Annotated in this window: 14 protein-coding genes and 3 tRNA genes; 14 read left to right on the top strand and 3 right to left on the bottom strand. The window is 63.8% G+C overall.

Features of this window, described 5'->3' with window-relative positions:
- Positions 1-24: 24 nt before the first annotated feature.
- The 14 genes from R2B70_RS12470 (at position 25) to R2B70_RS12405 (ending at position 13859) form a co-directional block, all read left to right on the top strand.
- The gene (locus R2B70_RS12470; RefSeq protein ID WP_318161620.1) at positions 25-2253 is read left to right on the top strand and encodes a DNA internalization-related competence protein ComEC/Rec2; all 2229 of its coding nucleotides are present in this window, start codon (positions 25-27) and stop codon (positions 2251-2253) included.
- A 133-nt stretch (positions 2254-2386) separates the two neighbouring features.
- On the top strand, positions 2387-4168 hold the full coding sequence (msbA, locus tag R2B70_RS12465; RefSeq protein WP_209792938.1) for a lipid A ABC transporter ATP-binding protein/permease MsbA: 1782 nt from the start codon (positions 2387-2389) through the stop codon (positions 4166-4168).
- Positions 4168-5169 (top strand): tetraacyldisaccharide 4'-kinase, encoded by a 1002-nt coding sequence (lpxK, locus tag R2B70_RS12460; RefSeq protein ID WP_318161619.1) that lies wholly within the window; start codon positions 4168-4170, stop codon positions 5167-5169. Before msbA ends, lpxK begins: the two co-directional genes overlap by 1 nt.
- A 119-nt stretch (positions 5170-5288) precedes the next feature.
- Complete coding sequence (locus R2B70_RS12455; RefSeq protein ID WP_209792934.1) at positions 5289-5483, top strand: Trm112 family protein; 195 nt, start codon at positions 5289-5291, stop codon at positions 5481-5483.
- A complete protein-coding gene (gene kdsB / locus R2B70_RS12450; protein WP_318161618.1) occupies positions 5480-6241 on the top strand; it encodes a 3-deoxy-manno-octulosonate cytidylyltransferase in 762 nt (253 codons plus the stop codon). The genes R2B70_RS12455 and kdsB overlap by 4 nt, the downstream gene beginning before the upstream one ends.
- 210 nt (positions 6242-6451) lie before the next feature.
- Positions 6452-7096 carry a UvrY/SirA/GacA family response regulator transcription factor gene (uvrY, locus tag R2B70_RS12445; protein WP_010675231.1) on the top strand — a complete coding sequence of 215 codons (645 nt, stop codon included), beginning with the start codon at positions 6452-6454 and terminating at the stop codon, positions 7094-7096.
- A gap of 179 nt (positions 7097-7275) precedes the next feature.
- The gene (uvrC, locus tag R2B70_RS12440; RefSeq protein WP_318161617.1) at positions 7276-9126 is read left to right on the top strand and encodes an excinuclease ABC subunit UvrC; all 1851 of its coding nucleotides are present in this window, start codon (positions 7276-7278) and stop codon (positions 9124-9126) included.
- A gap of 358 nt (positions 9127-9484) precedes the next feature.
- The gene (gene pgsA, locus R2B70_RS12435; RefSeq protein WP_017786221.1) at positions 9485-10039 is read left to right on the top strand and encodes a CDP-diacylglycerol--glycerol-3-phosphate 3-phosphatidyltransferase; all 555 of its coding nucleotides are present in this window, start codon (positions 9485-9487) and stop codon (positions 10037-10039) included.
- Between the two features lie 180 nt (positions 10040-10219).
- Positions 10220-10295: transfer RNA gene (locus R2B70_RS12430), tRNA-Gly, on the top strand.
- 34 nt (positions 10296-10329) lie between these two features.
- Positions 10330-10403: transfer RNA gene (locus R2B70_RS12425), tRNA-Cys, on the top strand.
- A 41-nt stretch (positions 10404-10444) separates the two neighbouring features.
- Positions 10445-10531 (top strand) — tRNA-Leu (locus R2B70_RS12420).
- A gap of 340 nt (positions 10532-10871) precedes the next feature.
- Positions 10872-12365, top strand: a complete 1494-nt coding sequence (locus R2B70_RS12415; protein WP_318161616.1) for a hypothetical protein — start codon at positions 10872-10874, stop codon at positions 12363-12365.
- Positions 12366-12444: 79 nt separating this feature from the next.
- Positions 12445-13335 carry a hypothetical protein gene (locus tag R2B70_RS12410; protein ID WP_318161615.1) on the top strand — a complete coding sequence of 297 codons (891 nt, stop codon included), beginning with the start codon at positions 12445-12447 and terminating at the stop codon, positions 13333-13335.
- Between the two features lie 113 nt (positions 13336-13448).
- On the top strand, positions 13449-13859 hold the full coding sequence (locus tag R2B70_RS12405) for a DMT family transporter (RefSeq protein ID WP_318163351.1): 411 nt from the start codon (positions 13449-13451) through the stop codon (positions 13857-13859).
- A 101-nt stretch (positions 13860-13960) separates the two neighbouring features.
- Here the strand turns inward: R2B70_RS12405 and R2B70_RS12400 are convergent, their stop codons facing one another.
- From R2B70_RS12400 to R2B70_RS12390, 3 genes are all read right to left on the bottom strand, one after another.
- On the bottom strand, positions 13961-14944 hold the full coding sequence (locus R2B70_RS12400) for an MDR family oxidoreductase (RefSeq protein ID WP_318161614.1): 984 nt from the start codon (positions 14942-14944) through the stop codon (positions 13961-13963).
- Positions 14945-14997: 53 nt separating this feature from the next.
- A complete protein-coding gene (locus tag R2B70_RS12395) occupies positions 14998-15633 on the bottom strand; it encodes a TetR/AcrR family transcriptional regulator (protein ID WP_318161613.1) in 636 nt (211 codons plus the stop codon).
- Between the two features lie 115 nt (positions 15634-15748).
- Positions 15749-15997 (bottom strand): GlsB/YeaQ/YmgE family stress response membrane protein, encoded by a 249-nt coding sequence (locus R2B70_RS12390; RefSeq protein WP_010675223.1) that lies wholly within the window; start codon positions 15995-15997, stop codon positions 15749-15751.
- Between the last annotated feature and the right edge of the window lie 122 nt (positions 15998-16119).

Here is a 16119-nt window from a genome sequence, read left to right as displayed (position 1 = left end):
TAAACCTTGCTAGATACTTGCTCCATGGATCTGCGTCTGCTGTCGTTTGCCCTAGGGGCAAGCTCCTCACTGCTCTGGCCATGGCTGCCTTCATGGGAATGGGGGGGCCTGGCGCTGCTGCTCGCGCTCCCCCTCGCCGGTTGTCGCTGCTGGCGGCTGCTGTTTCTGCTGCTCGGCATCCTCTGGATGCAGGGGAATATGCACCACCGGCTGGCCTGGCTGGATCAGCTGGGCAAAAAAACGAGCCACATCATAACCGCACAAGTGCAAAGTACGGAGCCCTCTGGCGATAAAGATCAGGATAAATTCGTGCGCCTGCTGCTGCGCCTCGAGACCCTGGACGATCGCCCCCTTGCCCCGTCGCCCCTGGTGCGGGTCAATGCCTACCAGGTGTTGCCGCCGCTGCCCGCCGGCAGTCGCGTCACCCTGGCGACCTCCCTCAAGCCCGCCCATGGTCTGGCCAACGAAGCGGGGATGGACGGGCGGCGCCTGCTGCTCGGCAAGGGGGTCACGGCCACCGGCAACCTGCGGCGGGTCATCGCCCTGGATGCCGTCCCCCCGGGCTTGCGCGAACGCTGGCTGGCAACGGCAAGCCGCGCCTGGGAGGGGCTGGCGCAGGCTCCCCTGCTGGCGGCGCTCACCTTCGGGGAGCAGGGGGGGATCACGGACGCCCAGTGGGAGCTCTTTCGCGGCAGCGGCCTGACCCACATCATCGCGATCTCCGGTCAGCATATCGCCCTGGTGGCGGTGCTCGGCTGGTGGCTTGGCCGGCTGTTCGGGCTGCGCGGGGCTATCGGCGTGTCGCTCCTGTTCGCGGCCACCTACAGCTGGCTGGCGGGGTTTGCGGTGGCCACCGAGCGGGCCCTCATCATGGTGCTGGTGTGGAGCCTGCTGCGCTGGCTGAAACGGGACTGGCCCAGCCACCGCATCTGGCTGTGGGCCTTCGTGGTATTGATCCTGTGGGACCCCTTCGCCCTCTACTCGGCGGGGTTCTGGCTCTCCTTTATGGCGGTGGCCCTGCTGTTGCTGGCGAGCCTGCTGCACGCGCGTCCCGGCCTGGTGCGGCTGCAACTCTTGCTGCTGCTCGGGTTGCTGCCATTGCAACTGCTGCTGTTCGAGGGGATGGCGCCCCTGGCGCTCCTGCTCAACCTGCTGGCGTTGCCGCTGTTCTGCCTCGGCATCATTCCGCTGGCGCTCATCGGCGTGCTGATGGCCCCGATCGCCAGCCCCCTGGCCCATGGCCTGTTCTGGCTGTCCGATCTGGGGCTGGAGTGGGTGCTCCGGGGGCTGGGATGGCTGGCTGACCACCTGCAGCTCTGGTGGCCTGTCCCCGGCTGGATGATGCCTGCCAGCGTCCTGCTGATCCTGCTGTGGGGGGCCTGGCATCTGCCGGGGGGCCGATTCCTGCTGCTTCCTGTGGTGGCGGCCCTGCTGCTGGCCGTCTGGCCCAGGCCCACCCCCTGGCAGGTGCGGGTGCTGGACGTGGGACAGGGGCTATCGGTACTTATCACCCGGGGGGAGCGAGCCATCCTGTTCGATACGGGGGATCGCTACCCCGGGGGCTACAACATGGCGGATGCGGCCATCCTGCCCCTGCTCAGCCGGCTCGGCGTCAGGGTGCTCGATACCCTGATCATCAGCCACAGGGACAGGGATCACGCGGGCAACCGGCAGGCGGTGCTGCAGAACATGCCGGTGCGCCGCGAGCTCTCCTCCTTCCCGTTTGCGCCGAGCACCCAGGCCTGTCGTCGTGGCCAGCAGTGGCGCTGGCAGGGGCTGAATCTTAGGGTGCTCTGGCCCCCGGGGCCCGGGGCGGGGCGCAACAACGACAGCTGCGTCCTGCAGTTGAGTGACGGACGCCATCGGCTGCTGCTCAGCGGTGACATCGAACAGCAGGCGGAACGGCGCCTGCTGGCCCTGGAAAGCGAGGAGGGCGGGGGAGAGGGGCTGGCCAGCACCCTGCTGGTGAGCCCTCACCACGGCAGCCGCACCTCCTCGACCCCGGCTTTTGTCGCCGCCGTGCAGCCGGCCTTAGTGGTGCACAGCGCGGGCTTCATGAACCAGTGGGGCTTTCCTCGCCCCGAGGTGGTGGCGCGTTACCAAGGGGCGCGGCAGTGGGTGACCGGCGAGGATGGCGCCATCCTGATCGAGCCGGTGGACGCGGGGCTCAGGATCCGGGCCGAGCGGGAGCAGGGTCCCTGGTACAGGCGCGGCGGAGCCTGGTGGCGACCCCAGGCATGGCGGGAGGAGTGAGCGGCCGGCAAGCCGCCCCTTGCCAGGAGGCCCCCCTTTGTGACCCGGGTTCGGCCCATCGCGCCGGCGGCGCTTGGTGAAGCTTCAAGGTTTGGCTAGAATAGCCCGTCATTTCCCTTATTAACGGCTATTCATGCAACAAGAAACCTCACAAGAGAGCTGGACCGTCTTCAAGCGCCTGCTCGGTTATGTCCGGGATCGCAAGCTGGGACTGGTTGGCGGCATCATCGGCATGCTGGGTTATGCGGCCGTGGATACCACCTTCGTCTACTCCATCAAGCCGCTCATCGATCAGGGGCTCAACGGCAACGACAGCAGCGTGCTGAAGTGGATGCCCTTCTTCGTGCTCGGCATCGTGGCCCTGCGCGGCTGCGCCGCCTTCCTCTCCAACTACTGCATGGCCTGGGTCGGCAACCACGTGGTGATGCGCCTGCAGCAGCAGGTGTTCAGCCACCTGATGGCGATGCCCATGAGCTTCTTCGATCGTCAGAACACCGGCAACCTGCTCTCCAAGGTGACCTATGACGCCGGCCAGGTGTCGTCTGCCGCCAGCTCCACCCTGGTCTCCCTGGTGCGGGAAGGGGCCACCGTCATCGGCCTGCTCGGCCTGATGTTTTGGCACTCCTGGCAGTTGTCGGTGATCTTCCTGGTGGTGGGTCCCCTGGTCGGGATCCTCATCAGCATCATCAGCCGACGTTTTCGCAAGATCAGCCGCCACATCCAGCAGGCGGTGGGTGACATTACTACCTCCACCGAGCAGATGCTCAAGGGGCACAAGGAGGTGCTGATGTTCGGTGGCCAGGAGGTGGAGGACAAGCGCTTCTACCAGGTGAGCAACCGGATGCGCCAGCAGACCATGAAGATGGTCGCCGCCGACGCCATCGGCAGTCCCATCGTCCAGATGGTGGCCTCCATCGCCCTGGCGGTCTTCCTCTATGTGGCCACCATCGACAGCGTCAAGGCGACCCTGACCGCGGGCACCTTCACCGTCATGGTCACCTCCATGATGATGCTGCTCAAGCCGCTCAAAAGCCTGACCGACGTGAACAACCAGTTCCAGCGCGGCATCACCGCCTGCCAGAGCCTGTTCGGCCTGCTGGACTCCACCCCGGAGCAGGACACCGGCACCCGCACCCTGGAGCGTGCCCGCGGCGAAATTGAATTCCGCAACGTCACCTTCACCTACCCGACCAAGGACACCCCGGCGCTGCACAACATCAGCTTCAAGGTGGAGGCGGGCAGGTCCGTGGCCCTGGTGGGCCGTTCCGGCTCCGGCAAGAGCACCATCGCGAGCCTATTGACCCGCTTCTATGACATCGAAGAGGGGGAGATCCTGCTGGATGGCGTCAACATACGCGAATACCGCTTGAGCGAGCTGCGCAAGCAGTACGCCCTGGTCTCCCAGCACGTGCACCTCTTCAACGACTCCGTGGCCAACAACATCGCCTACGCGGCGGAAGAGCGCTACAGCCTGGAGGAGATCCAGCAGGCGGCCCGCATCGCCCATGCGGACGACTTCGTGCGCAAGATGCCGGACGGCTATGACACCGTCATCGGCGAGAACGGCGCCTCCCTCTCCGGTGGCCAGCGCCAGCGTATCGCCATCGCCCGTGCCCTGCTGCGGGACTCCCCCGTGCTGCTGCTGGACGAGGCCACCTCGGCCCTGGACACCGAGTCCGAGCGCCACATCCAGGCGGCCATCGACGAGCTGTGCAAGGCGCGCACTTCGCTGGTGATCGCGCACCGCCTCTCCACCATCGAGAAGGCGGACGAGATCCTGGTGATCGACGAGGGTCACATCGTCGAGCGTGGCAACCACCAGGCGCTGATGGCCCGGCAGGGTACCTATGCCCAGCTGCGCGCCATCCAGTTCGGCCATGCGACGGCCGGCGCTGCCGTGGATAGCCAGGCCTGATGCTGGCGCGGCTCTGGTACGGAAACAGCGGCTGGCGCTGGTGGCTGGCCCCCTTCGCCCTGCTGTTTGCCCTGGTCAGCGGCGCACGCCGCCTGGGGTATCGCCGGGGCTGGCTCGCGAGCTATCGCGCCAGCCTGCCGGTCATCGTGGTGGGCAACCTGTCGGTGGGGGGCAACGGCAAGACCCCGGTGGTGGTCTGGCTGGTGGAGCAACTGCAGGCCCGCGGCTGGCGCCCCGGCGTGGTGAGCCGCGGCTATGGCGGCAAGGCCCCCTATTATCCCTATCGGCTCGATGAGACCAGCACCCCGACCGAGGCGGGGGATGAGCCCGTGCTCATCGCCAGACGTTGCGGCTGCCCCGTGGCGGTGGCCCCCAAACGGGCCGACGCGGTGCGCCTGCTGGAGCATAGCGGCGAGGTGGACATCATAGTCACCGACGACGGTCTGCAGCACTATGCCCTGGCCCGCGACATCGAGCTGGTGGTGGTGGATGGTGCGCGCCGCTTCGGCAATGGCTGCCTGCTGCCCATGGGGCCCCTGCGCGAGCCGATCACCCGCTTGAAGCGGGTGGATGCCATCCTCTGCAACGGCGGCGAGCCCGCGCCGGGCGAGTACGCCATGGGCCTGATCCCGGGCACCCCTCGCCGGGTGTGCGACGACGCGCCGCTCGAGGCACCTCTTTCGGGGCCTGTGGACGCCCTGGCGGGCATCGGCCATCCCCCCCGCTTCTTCGCGACCCTGACGTCCCTCGGCTACGAGCTGGAGCAGAGCGTCGGCTACGGGGATCACCAGGCGTTCGACGCCGCCGAACTGCTCGCCCGCTTCGGCCAGCGCCCCTTGCTGATGACGGAGAAGGATGCGGTCAAGTGCCGCCCCTTCGCGCCGCCCCACTGGTGGTACCTGCCGGTCAGCGCCGAGCTGCCGGATGCCCTGGGGGAGGCGCTGCTGCGTACCCTGCAGGGGGCGGGTGTGTCGGCCCCGACCGGCAACCGGAAAACATAGAGAGGGCGCACGGCCTGACCCCGCGCCCACGCACTGGAGCGGGCCCGGCAGCGGGCCCGGCACAGCATATCAATGGCCAGGCATCATCGCCTGCCCGACATCGTTAAAGGAGTTTGGTTGTGGCACTGGATATTAAACTGCTCGACATCATCGCCTGCCCGGTCTGCAAGGGTAAGCTGCACTATCAGGCTCACGCCGGTACCCAGGAGCTCATCTGCCGCTTCGACAGACTGGCCTATCCGCTGGAAGAGGGGATCCCGGTGCTGCTGGAGAACCGGGCCCGCCACCTGCCGCTGGAAGAGCTGAAGCCATGAGTTTCGTCGTCGTCATTCCGGCCCGTTACGCCTCCACCCGGCTGCCGGGCAAGCCGCTGGCCGACATCCACGGCAAGCCCATGGTGCAGCACGTGGTGGAGAAGGCCCTGCAATCGGGCGCCGATCGGGTGATCGTCGCCACCGATGACGAGCGGGTGCAGCAGGCCCTGGCCCCCTTTGCCGCCGCTGCCGGGGTCGAGGTGTGCATGACCTCACCGGATCACCAGTCCGGCACCGAGCGTCTGGCGGAGGTGTGCCGTCACTACGGCTTTGCCGCCGACACTATCGTGGTCAACGTGCAGGGGGATGAGCCCCTCATTCCCCCCGCCATCATCCGCCAGGTGGCGGACAACCTGGCCGTCGCCACGGCGCCCATGGCGACCCTGTCGGTGCCGATCCACGATGCCGAAGAGGTGTTCAACCCCAATGCCGTCAAGGTGGTGACCGACCGGGAGGGGTATGCCCTCTGCTTCAGCCGCGCCCCCATTCCCTGGGATCGGGATCGCTTTGCGGGGAGCCACGAGCAGATTGGCGCGCACTACCAGCGCCATATCGGCATCTACGCCTATCGCGCCGGCTTCATCCAGCGTTACGTGGACTGGGCGCCGAGCGCGCTCGAGCAGGTCGAGGCGCTGGAGCAACTGCGGGTGCTCTGGTACGGGGAGAAGATCCACGTGGCCCAGGCGCTCGAGGCCCCGCCGGTGGGGGTGGATACCCAGCAGGATCTGGACAAGGTGCGCGCGCTGCTGGCCGGATGAGGCCGGCTGAACGGGTTTGATGCATTACGGCGCCTCAAGGCGCCGTTTTTCTGTTGATTCTTTATATAGTAATTTGATTTAAAACGGATTTTACGAGCAGTTTCAAACTTTTCCCGGCCATGGTTTGCCAAATCGGCGAGTTTGGTTATGATGCAAGACGCCGTGTTAACCCTAACTGGCATATAACGAGATAAAAAACGGGGTGTTTGGGTGATTAATGTATTCCTGGTCGATGATCATGAGTTGGTGCGTACAGGGATAAGACGCATTTTGGAAGACGTCCGCGGGATCAAGGTGGTGGGCGAGGCGCAGAGCGGGGAGACCGCGGTGGCCTTCTGTCGGCAACATCACCCCGACGTGATCCTGATGGACATGAACATGCCGGGCATCGGCGGTCTGGAAGCGACCCGCAAGATCCTGCGGATCCGCCCCGATGTGCGCATCATAGTGCTGACCATTCATTCAGAAAATCCGTTCCCCACCAAGGTGATGCAGGCGGGCGCCGCCGGGTATCTCACCAAGGGGGCCGCGCCGGACGAGATGATCCACGCCATTCGCCTGGTGCACTCCGGCCAGCGTTACATCTCCCCTGAGATCGCCCAGCAGATGGCCCTGAGCCAGTTTGCCTCCGCCGACGAGAACCCCTTCAAGTCCCTCTCCGAGCGCGAGCTGCAGATCATGATGATGATCACCAAGGGGCAGAAGGTGACCGACATCTCCGAGCAGCTCAACCTGAGCCCGAAGACGGTCAACAGCTACCGCTACCGCCTGTTCAGCAAGCTGGGCATCAACGGCGATGTGGAGCTGACCCATCTGGCCATTCGCTATGGCATGCTGGATGCCGACACCCTGTAAGGGGGCGTGTGGACACCAAAGGCGGCCTGTGCCGCCTTTTTGCTTTTTGCCGCCCCGGCGCAGTATGCTCTGTGCCGTCTTCTGCTTTCACCCGTGAGCCGAGTTGCCGATGAGCCTCTTTTCCTATCCCTGTTTGCCGCAGGCGCTGACCCAGTCCCTTGCCCGTTGCCGGAGCCAGCATGGCCTCATCTGAACCTCTCTTCGACAGCAAGGCGTTTCTCGGCGCCGTTACCCACCAGAGCGGCGTCTACCGCATGTACGACAGCGGCGGCACCGTCATCTACGTGGGCAAGGCCAAGGATCTGAAAAAACGGCTCGCCTCCTATTTTCGGGCCAACGTCGACAGCATCAAGACCCGCACCCTGGTGCGCCAGATCGCCGACGTGCAGGTAACGGTCACCCACACCGAGACCGAGGCGCTGATCCTCGAGCACAACCTCATCAAGCAGTACCAGCCTCGCTACAACGTGCTGCTGCGGGACGACAAGTCCTACCCCTGGATCATCATCACCGACCATCAGCACCCGCGTATCGGTGTCCATCGCGGTGCCCGCAAGGTGAAGGGGGAGTATTTCGGTCCGTATCCTTCCGGCGGCGCGGTGCGCGAGAGCCTGCACCTGATGCAGAAGATCTTCCCGGTGCGCCAGTGCGAGGACGCCGTCTATGCCAACCGCACCCGCCCCTGCCTGCTCTACCAGCTCAAGCGCTGCGCCGGCCCCTGCGTGGCGGGGCTGGTGAGCGAGGTCGAGTATGCCCAGCAGGTGGCACTGGCCAAGCTGTTCCTCGCGGGCAAGAACCAGCAGGTGATAGGGGAACTGGTGGGCAAGATGGAGTCCGCCAGCGGCGATCTGCGCTTCGAGGAGGCGGCCCGCTATCGGGATCAGATCCAGGCCCTGCGTCGGGTCACCGAGCAGCAGTCGGTGAGCGGCAACGTGCTGGACGAGCTGGACGTGGTGGGGGTCGCCTTCGAGCAGGGGACCGCCTGCATCCACGTGCTCTTCATCCGCCAGGGCAAGGTGCTGGGCTCGCGCAGCTACTTCCCCAAGGTGCCGGCCGACACGCCGCTGGAGGAGGTGGTGCAATCCTTCCTGCTGCAGTTCTACCTGTCGGGGCAGGGGGGGCGGCAGATCCCGAGCGAGGTGCTGCTGGACGTGGCGCTCGAAGACGAGAACGTCATCGCCGACACCCTGAGCCAGACCGCCGGCTACAGGGTGCGGGTGGTGAGCCGGACGCGCAGCGAACGGGCGCGTTTCATCAAGCTCGCCGCCATCAACGCCCAGACCGCGCTGCGCTCGCGCCTCGCCCACAAGAGCACCATCACCGCCCGTTACGATCAGCTGGAGGAGCTGCTGGAGCTCGAGACCCCCATCGCCCGCATGGAGTGTTTCGACATCTCCCACACCATGGGGGAGCGCACCGTGGCCTCCTGCGTGGTGTTCAACCGGGAGGGGCCGCTCTCCTCGGAATACCGCCGCTTCAATATCGACGGCATCACAGGCGGCGATGACTACGCCGCCATGGAGCAGGCGCTGGAGCGCCGCTTTGGCAAGCAGCAGGAGCCGGACAAGGTGCCGGACGTGCTCTTCATCGACGGCGGTCTCGGCCAGTTGCGCCGCGCCGAGGAGATCCTGGCCCGCCAGTTGGAGTTTCTCGGCGGCAAGTATCCGCTCCTGGTGGGCATCGCCAAGGGGGTGACCCGCAAGGCGGGGCTGGAGACCCTGATCCTGGGGGACAGTCACGAAGAGCTGCACCTGCCGGCGGACATGCCCGCCCTGCACCTCATCCAGCACATTCGCGATGAATCCCACCGCTTCGCCATCACCGGCCACCGCGCCCGCCGTGCCAAGGCCCGCACCACCAGTACCCTGGAAGACATTCCTGGGGTGGGACCGAAACGGAGGCAGGCGCTGCTCAAATACCTGGGTGGCCTGCAGGAGGTGAAAAAAGCCGGGGTGGACGAGCTTGCCAAGGTGCCCGGCATCAGCCAGGAGTTGGCCCAGTCCATCCACGACGCCCTGCACTCGCTCTAGCTGTGATCTCTCTGTCGGTTGTTTACCCGGGGCATTCCCGGAGAGTGGGAGGCGCCCAACCAAGCATCCGAGGTGCCCGAGTGAACGACCATAGAGTGCGGTTTCGCCCAGGTTTGGATAGATAGCCGCCATGCCGGCGCGGGATGAGCCTGGCGATTCACGATCCGTCCCTCGTTTTGGTGCTCAGGCCTCGCACCAGACGCACAAGGGCCGTGACGCAGGGGGGCCGCAAATGCCATAATGGCCCGCATCCTGAGGTTATTGATGGATTAATAGACCAAGGCGGGCACCTGTCCGGTTGCATCGGCGATCGGCTTGGGGCTACCATGTAGCGGCATACAAGAAGTGGCTGAAAATAATGACAAATATTCCTAACCTGCTGACGTTCTTTCGGATTTTGCTCATCCCCGTCTTCGTCATCCTGTTCTACCTTCCCTACCAGTGGTCCTACATGGCGGCGGCCATCGTCTTCATCCTGGCGGCGGCGACCGACTGGTTCGACGGCTACCTCGCCCGCAAGCTGAATCAGTCCACCGCCTTTGGGGCCTTCCTCGATCCGGTGGCGGACAAGATCATGGTGGCGGCGGCCCTGGTGGTCATCGTCGAGCACTACAACACCATCTGGGTCACCATCCCCGCCATGACCATGATCGGCCGCGAGATCATCATCTCCGCCCTGCGCGAATGGATGGCGGAGCTCGGCAAGCGCTCCTCGGTGGCGGTCAGCTGGATCGGCAAGTGGAAGACCATGATCCAGATGGTGTCGCTCACCGGCCTCATCTGGCAATACGACATCTGGATGGTGTGGCTCGCCTATGTGCTGCTCTATGTGGCCACCGTGCTTACCTTCTGGTCCATGTTCCAGTACATGAAGGCGGCCTGGGGCGATCTGACCTACCACTCCCGCTTCTAGTCGCCGATGGGAAAATGGTCGTTTCTTTGCCACTGGGGCCGAGAAACGGCCATGAGTGCTGAAAGTGCGGGACAAGGGTAAAAAACACCCGAACGATCAGCGTATTAAATGTTTTTGGTTGACTGGACGAGGAACATCGCTAGAATGCGTTCTCACAGTCAGGCAGTCAGCCGGACCGATGCGGGAATAGCTCAGTTGGTAGAGCACGACCTTGCCAAGGTCGGGGTCGCGAGTTCGAGTCTCGTTTCCCGCTCCAAATTCAGACAATAGAGAGTTTCTCTCTTTTGCATGGCGCGTTAGCAAAGCGGTTATGCAGCGGATTGCAAATCCGTTTAGTCCGGTTCGACTCCGGAACGTGCCTCCATATTGACAAGCCCGCCGCGCGGACTTGATACCGATTGCGGTGCCTGAGTGGTGAAATCGGTAGACACAAGGGATTTAAAATCCCTCGACGTTCGCGTCGTGCCGGTTCGATTCCGGCCTCAGGCACCATTAAGATTAAAGAAAAATTTCTGACAGATTAAACAGATACGACGCCTCATGGCGTCGTTTTTGTTTCTGCTCCCCAGCGTTTCCCCTCTCTCACTTTTCTTTTTTGTTCATTTCTTGTCTACACAACTTGCAACTGGCGACACAGATCCCACCCGCTTTCCCCACATCGCTAGGGAGATGAGGCAATCCCACCTTAAGAGTGTGGGAATCACCGTTAGGCCACTACACTTGGAATCCAGGTGCAGCCTTCCAATGGTTGACGGGAAGTGCCATCAGACTCGCCAGTGCGCAATGGGAATCGCGCGGAGCAGGATACCTGATTGGAAAGAAGGAGACGGTGATGACTGAGATCAGACCACGCTGGGAGTGGCGTTCATTTGGAAGGCGCTTCGGGGCTGCAGAGGAGCGGCTGGCTCGGCTCGCTCCTAGCGGAGTCCAGGAAAGCGACGAGATCTACCTGCTATCCGGCGCTGGCGAGAACGTGAAAGTACGAGATGCGTTGATGGATATCAAGGTGTTGCGGGAGGTTAACGCCGATGGCCTGGAGCAGTGGACGCCCGTCATGAAGGCCGGTTTCCCGCTTCCTGGGGTTGAGGCCGTGAAAGTACTTGAGGCCCTCCGGCTGCCGGTGCCGACGTCGGTGCGTGAGAGCTATACGCTCGATGAATTCATTGGGCAGTTTGCCGCGCCGGGTGGGACAGTCCGAGCCGTGAGGGTGCACAAGCGACGAGTTCGCTATACGGTCGATGGCTGCATGGCAGAGCTCTCAGAGGTGGTGGCGGACGGCAAGTCGACCCGAACCCTTGCGGTCGAATCGGAGGACGCTGCCGGCGTAATGCGGGCTGTGCGGGGGCTTGGCCTGGAGGGTTACACGAACACCAGCTATCCCCGGGGTCTGGCCGCCCTGATAGACGATGTTAACGAACGCTACGCCGTGATAGACGCCGGCACCAACTCCATCAAGTTTCACGTCGGCGAGCGCAGCATCGACGGAAAATGGCGGACCGTCGTCGATCGGGCTGAGATGACCCGCTTGGGTGAAGGCCTTTCACAAGGGGGCAGAATCATCGAAGCGGCCATCGAGCGGACGATTGCAGCGATAGCAAGCATGGTTGGCGAAGCCAACCAGCATGGCGTACGGGCCATCGCCGCCGTCGGTACCGCCGGGCTGAGAATTGCATCAAATGGAGGTGACGTTGTAGATGCCATTCGAGCGCGTACCGGCATTCATATCGAAGTCATTTCGGGTGAAGAGGAAAGCCGGATGGCCTATCTGGCTGCCAAGGTCGGCCTGGGTCTGAACCGGGGTTCGCTGGTCGTCTTCGACACAGGCGGTGGCAGTTCCCAGTTCACCTTCGGGCACGATGCCGTGGTCGACACGCGTTTCAGCGTCAACGTCGGAGCGGTGAGTTACACCGAGCGTTTCGGGCTCGACCGTGCCGTCTCGCCCGAGGTGCTGCGCGAGGTCATGGCGGCCATTTCGGCCGACCTCTCGCGCCTTGACGGGCACCTGGTACCGGACGCGCTGGCCGGGATGGGCGGTGCGGTAACCAATATCACGGCCGTGATGCATCGTCTCGCGACCTATGACCCGGTAGTTGTTCAGGGCAGCATCGTCGATCGTGGGGAGCTTGACCGTCAGATCGAGCTCTACCGGTCGAGGGATGCGGATGCCCGTCGAGCCATCGTCGGCCTGCAGCCGAAGCGTGCGGAGGTGATCCTCGCCGGAGCCTGCGTGGTGCGAACGATAATGGAGAAACTGGGCAAGGACAGTTTCACCGTCAGCGATCGCGGTCTGCGTCACGGCGTGCTGGCCGAGCGTTTCGGAGACTGAATGTTGCTCTACTTGCAATGAGATAGGTTTTGGCGATCGAGCCGAATGGTTTGCTGAATGCAGCGAAGGGGATGTCATCATGATGAGCAAGGCGACCACAACACCCACACTGAGCGCGAAGCCTGTAAGTACCACCAAGGCCGTCGCTCCCCAGCAACAAGCACCAGCGCCCCACAAGACGGTGAAGCCAGCACTGGCCAAGCCCCTTACGAGCGAGCAGATAATCGAAATGTTCAGGCTCGTGAAGGGGTCTACCAGTGTTGAACTCAAGTTGTCGGTTCCCCTCACCAGCGCCCGTGCGACGATCAAGAGCATAGGGCTCGATCCGGTCGAGGCCCAGCCGCGACAGGCTTTCTTCTTCGATACACCCGATCTGGCCCTGTATAAGGCCGGCATCGTCGTCCGGGCGCGGCGCATCCAGGGGGGGGATGGAGACACTGTCATCAAGCTTCGCCCGGTAGATCCCTCCACCATAGATGCTGAGCTGCGCCGCGTGGCAGCGTTCAAAATCGAGGTGGATGCGATGCCGGGTGGATTCGTCTGCTCGGCTTCGTTCAAGGGGGTCTGTACCGGTCAGGAGGTGCTTGACGTGGCCTCGGGCGAGATGCCTTTGCGTAAGCTGTTCTCCAAGGAACAACGTGCCTTCTATGATGCCCATGCTCCTGCGGATATCCCGATGGACCAGTTGGTCCTCCTCGGACCCGCCTTCCTGCTCAAGGCCAAGCACACGCCGAAAACGACGGTGTTCGATCGCCCCATCGTCACCGAGGTCTGGCTCTATCCTGATGGCTCACACATCATGGAGCTGTCCGTCAAGAGCCTGCCGAAAGAGGCCTTCCAGGTCGCGGCCGATTTCAAGGCTTACCTGGCCAGCCACGGGATCGCCCTCGGCGCGGACCAGTCAGCAAAGACCCAGACAGCGCTGAAGTTTTTCAGCGCCAGACTCAAGAAGGAGGGATTAGCCGGCTGAGAAGCTGCGTGACAGGTTGACGGGCCTGTATTCAAAATCGGTCTGCCAAAGGCTGTTGGGGTCTTGATCGTGCCTGTGATGAGACTCAAGGACGCATTTTTCTGTAGACGACCCTGAACAGCCAGCTGGCACGAGGACTCGGGGGAGATTCGGTCACCGCCGCCTTGTTCTCCTTCGCGGCCGGGGCATTCAGCCTTGGGATCTTCTCGCTGCTGCGCGGCGGATTATTCACCTCCCTTGCGGCTATTCCGTCACAGCCTCTGTGGAGTCTGGCTGGCGGCCTGATCGGTGCATGCGCCCTGTTCAGCTATGTCGTGCTGGCACCGAAAGTCGGGTTTTCGGCCCTGTTTGGGCTGGCCATCGTCGGACAGCTGCTGTCATCCCAGGCCATCGACCATTTTGGTCTGCTGGGCATTATCCAGCGGCCGGTATCTGTGATAAGGCTGGGGGGAATGCTGGTCATGCTGACCGGGCTCGTCGTCATGCTGTTCGGTGATCGGCTAGCAGATCGTTTTCTGCACTGACGAAATGGCATTCCGGCTCGGTTGCCATGGCCTGAATAAGCCTGGCCACAGAGAGGATCGCCTGACCTGGTCAGGCGATCCGGCTCATATCGCGTCAGTCATCACCCCTGGACATTGACCAGGATCCGGCCGCGCACCTGGCCTGCCAGGAAGGCATCCCCCAGGGCCACGACCTGGGAGAGGGGCACTTCCCGGGTGAGGAGATGGAGGCGGGTCAGGTCGAGGTCTTCGGCCAGCCGGGCCCAGGCCTGCTGGCGCAGCGGACGCGGCGCCATCACGCTGTCTATGCCATAGAGGGTGACGCCGCGCAGGATGAAGGGCATGACGGTGGAGGGGAAGTCCATCCCCCCTGCCAGGCCGCAGGCGGCCACGGCGCCGCCGTAGCGGGTAGTGGCGCAGGCGTTGGCCAGGGTATGGCTGCCGACGGTGTCGATGACGCCGGCCCAGCGCTCCTTGCCCAGAGGCCGCCCCGGCGCGGCCAGCTCGGCACGATCGATCACCTCGGCGGCGCCGAGGGACTGGAGATAATCCGCCTCGTTCAGACGTCCGGTGGCGGCCACGACCCGATAGCCCAGCTTGGCCAGGAGGGCGATCGCCACGCTGCCCACGCCGCCGTTGGCGCCGGTCACCAGAATGTCACCGTCCCCGGGGGCCACGCCGTGCTTCTCCAGCGCCATCACGCAGAGCATGGCGGTGTACCCTGCGGTGCCGATGGCCATGGCATCCCGGGGGCTCAAGCCAGAGGGCAGAGGCACCAGCCAGTCGCCCTGGACCCGTGCCCGCTCCGCCAGCCCGCCGCTGTGGGTCTCACCCACGCCCCATCCGTTCAGCACCACCTTGTCGCCGGGGCGCCAGTCGGGGTGCTGGCTCTCCAGCACGGTACCGGCAAGGTCGATGCCGGGGATCAGGGGGAAGCGGCGCACCACGGGGGCGGCACCGGTGAGGGCCAGGCCGTCCTTGTAGTTGAGGGAAGACCACTCCACCGCCACGGTCACATCCCCGGCAGGCAGCACCTCCTCGGGAATGCTCTGGTAACTGGCGCGATAACCCGCCTCGTCTTTCTCGATCAGAATACCCTTGAACATCTTGTTTCCTCGCATTAATTGGACTGCGTGACTATTAATGAACGTTAAAAAATTTACTTGGCTAACTTCATGAAAAAATTGAGAAAAGAGAGCATCGGCTCGGTATTGCCCACCAGGCGTGCGCGCAGTACGGCGCCTTCCCAGCCGATCCAGAACTGATGGGCGAGGGCGGGGCAGTCGCTGTCGTGAGGCAGATCCCCCGTCGTCACCGCCTCCCTCAGGCACTGGGCGAGCAGCGCCTCCCAGTCGAGCAGGATCTGCTCGAGGCGAAGGCGCAGCTCGGGGGAGAGTTGCACCACCTCCTGGCCCAGGTTGCCCACGAGGCAGCCACGCTGGAACGCGAAGCGGGTCATGCCCAGGCAGGCGCTGTCGACGAAGGCGCCAAGGCGCGCCAGGGGGGGCAGGCTCGCATCCCCCAGATAGCGCGTCAGCTTGCGGCAGAAGTAGTGGTGATAGGCATCCATGACCGCCAGGGTGAAGTCGTGCTTGGTGGCGAAGTAGTGATAGAAGGAGCCCTTGGGGATCCGGGTCGACTGCAACACCCGCTCGATGGAGGTGGCGGCGATGCCCTGCTCGGTCAGCAGCTCCATGCCCCGGCGGATCAGCAGATCCCGGGTGTCGGCATAGGTGTGTCCGTGCTGGGCAGGGCGGCCGCGGGGGCGGCGGGGCAGGGCGTCATTGGGTTGCATGGGGTTATTAGACGCCACGTCTAGAAATAATGCAAGCCAGGGGCTGAAGGGATGGGGCGGGGCGAAAAACAGCGAGGGCGCCAGTGGCGCCCTCGCATCGATGTGTAGCTGCGTCTTAACTGCGCAGCTTGTTGTAGACAAACAGCACTATCAAGGCGCCGACGGTGGCGATGATGATGCTCGGCAGGTTGAAGCCGGTGACGGTTCCCATGCCGAGCAGGGTGCTGACATAGCCTCCCACCATGGCACCGACCACCCCCAGGATCACCGTCATGAAGAAACCGCCGCCATCCTTGCCCGGCATGATCCACTTGGCCAGGATGCCGACGATCAATCCCAATACCACCCAGGTAAGAAATCCCATGGTCATCTCCTCGTTGTGTGCAAAGAACCAGAGTATACGCAGGGATCCGGGTTGTATCCCGCCGCGGGTCGGCGTGAGTCAGAAATGGTCATATGAGGCTCTCACTCTGCCCCTTCCCGGCA

The sequence above is a fragment of the Aeromonas sp. XH genome (assembly GCF_033348475.1).
Taxonomy (GTDB): Bacteria; Pseudomonadota; Gammaproteobacteria; order Enterobacterales; family Aeromonadaceae; genus Aeromonas; species Aeromonas sanarellii.
This window is presented reverse-complemented; position numbering and strand designations above follow the sequence as displayed.

What these genes read in the sequence shown, in the direction of transcription:
- R2B70_RS12470 (WP_318161620.1), top strand. Translation starts at nt 25, where the DNA reads ATGGATCTGCGTCTGCTGTCGTTTGCCCTAGGGGCAAGCTCCTCACTG.
- R2B70_RS12410 (WP_318161615.1), top strand. Translation starts at nt 12,445, where the DNA reads ATGATGAGCAAGGCGACCACAACACCCACACTGAGCGCGAAGCCTGTA.
- uvrC (WP_318161617.1), top strand. Translation starts at nt 7,276, where the DNA reads ATGGCCTCATCTGAACCTCTCTTCGACAGCAAGGCGTTTCTCGGCGCC.
- R2B70_RS12415 (WP_318161616.1), top strand. Translation starts at nt 10,872, where the DNA reads ATGACTGAGATCAGACCACGCTGGGAGTGGCGTTCATTTGGAAGGCGC.
- kdsB (WP_318161618.1), top strand. Translation starts at nt 5,480, where the DNA reads ATGAGTTTCGTCGTCGTCATTCCGGCCCGTTACGCCTCCACCCGGCTG.
- R2B70_RS12395 (WP_318161613.1), bottom strand. Translation starts at nt 15,633, where the DNA reads ATGCAACCCAATGACGCCCTGCCCCGCCGCCCCCGCGGCCGCCCTGCC.
- lpxK (WP_318161619.1), top strand. Translation starts at nt 4,168, where the DNA reads ATGCTGGCGCGGCTCTGGTACGGAAACAGCGGCTGGCGCTGGTGGCTG.
- msbA (WP_209792938.1), top strand. Translation starts at nt 2,387, where the DNA reads ATGCAACAAGAAACCTCACAAGAGAGCTGGACCGTCTTCAAGCGCCTG.
- R2B70_RS12390 (WP_010675223.1), bottom strand. Translation starts at nt 15,997, where the DNA reads ATGGGATTTCTTACCTGGGTGGTATTGGGATTGATCGTCGGCATCCTG.
- R2B70_RS12400 (WP_318161614.1), bottom strand. Translation starts at nt 14,944, where the DNA reads ATGTTCAAGGGTATTCTGATCGAGAAAGACGAGGCGGGTTATCGCGCC.
- pgsA (WP_017786221.1), top strand. Translation starts at nt 9,485, where the DNA reads ATGACAAATATTCCTAACCTGCTGACGTTCTTTCGGATTTTGCTCATC.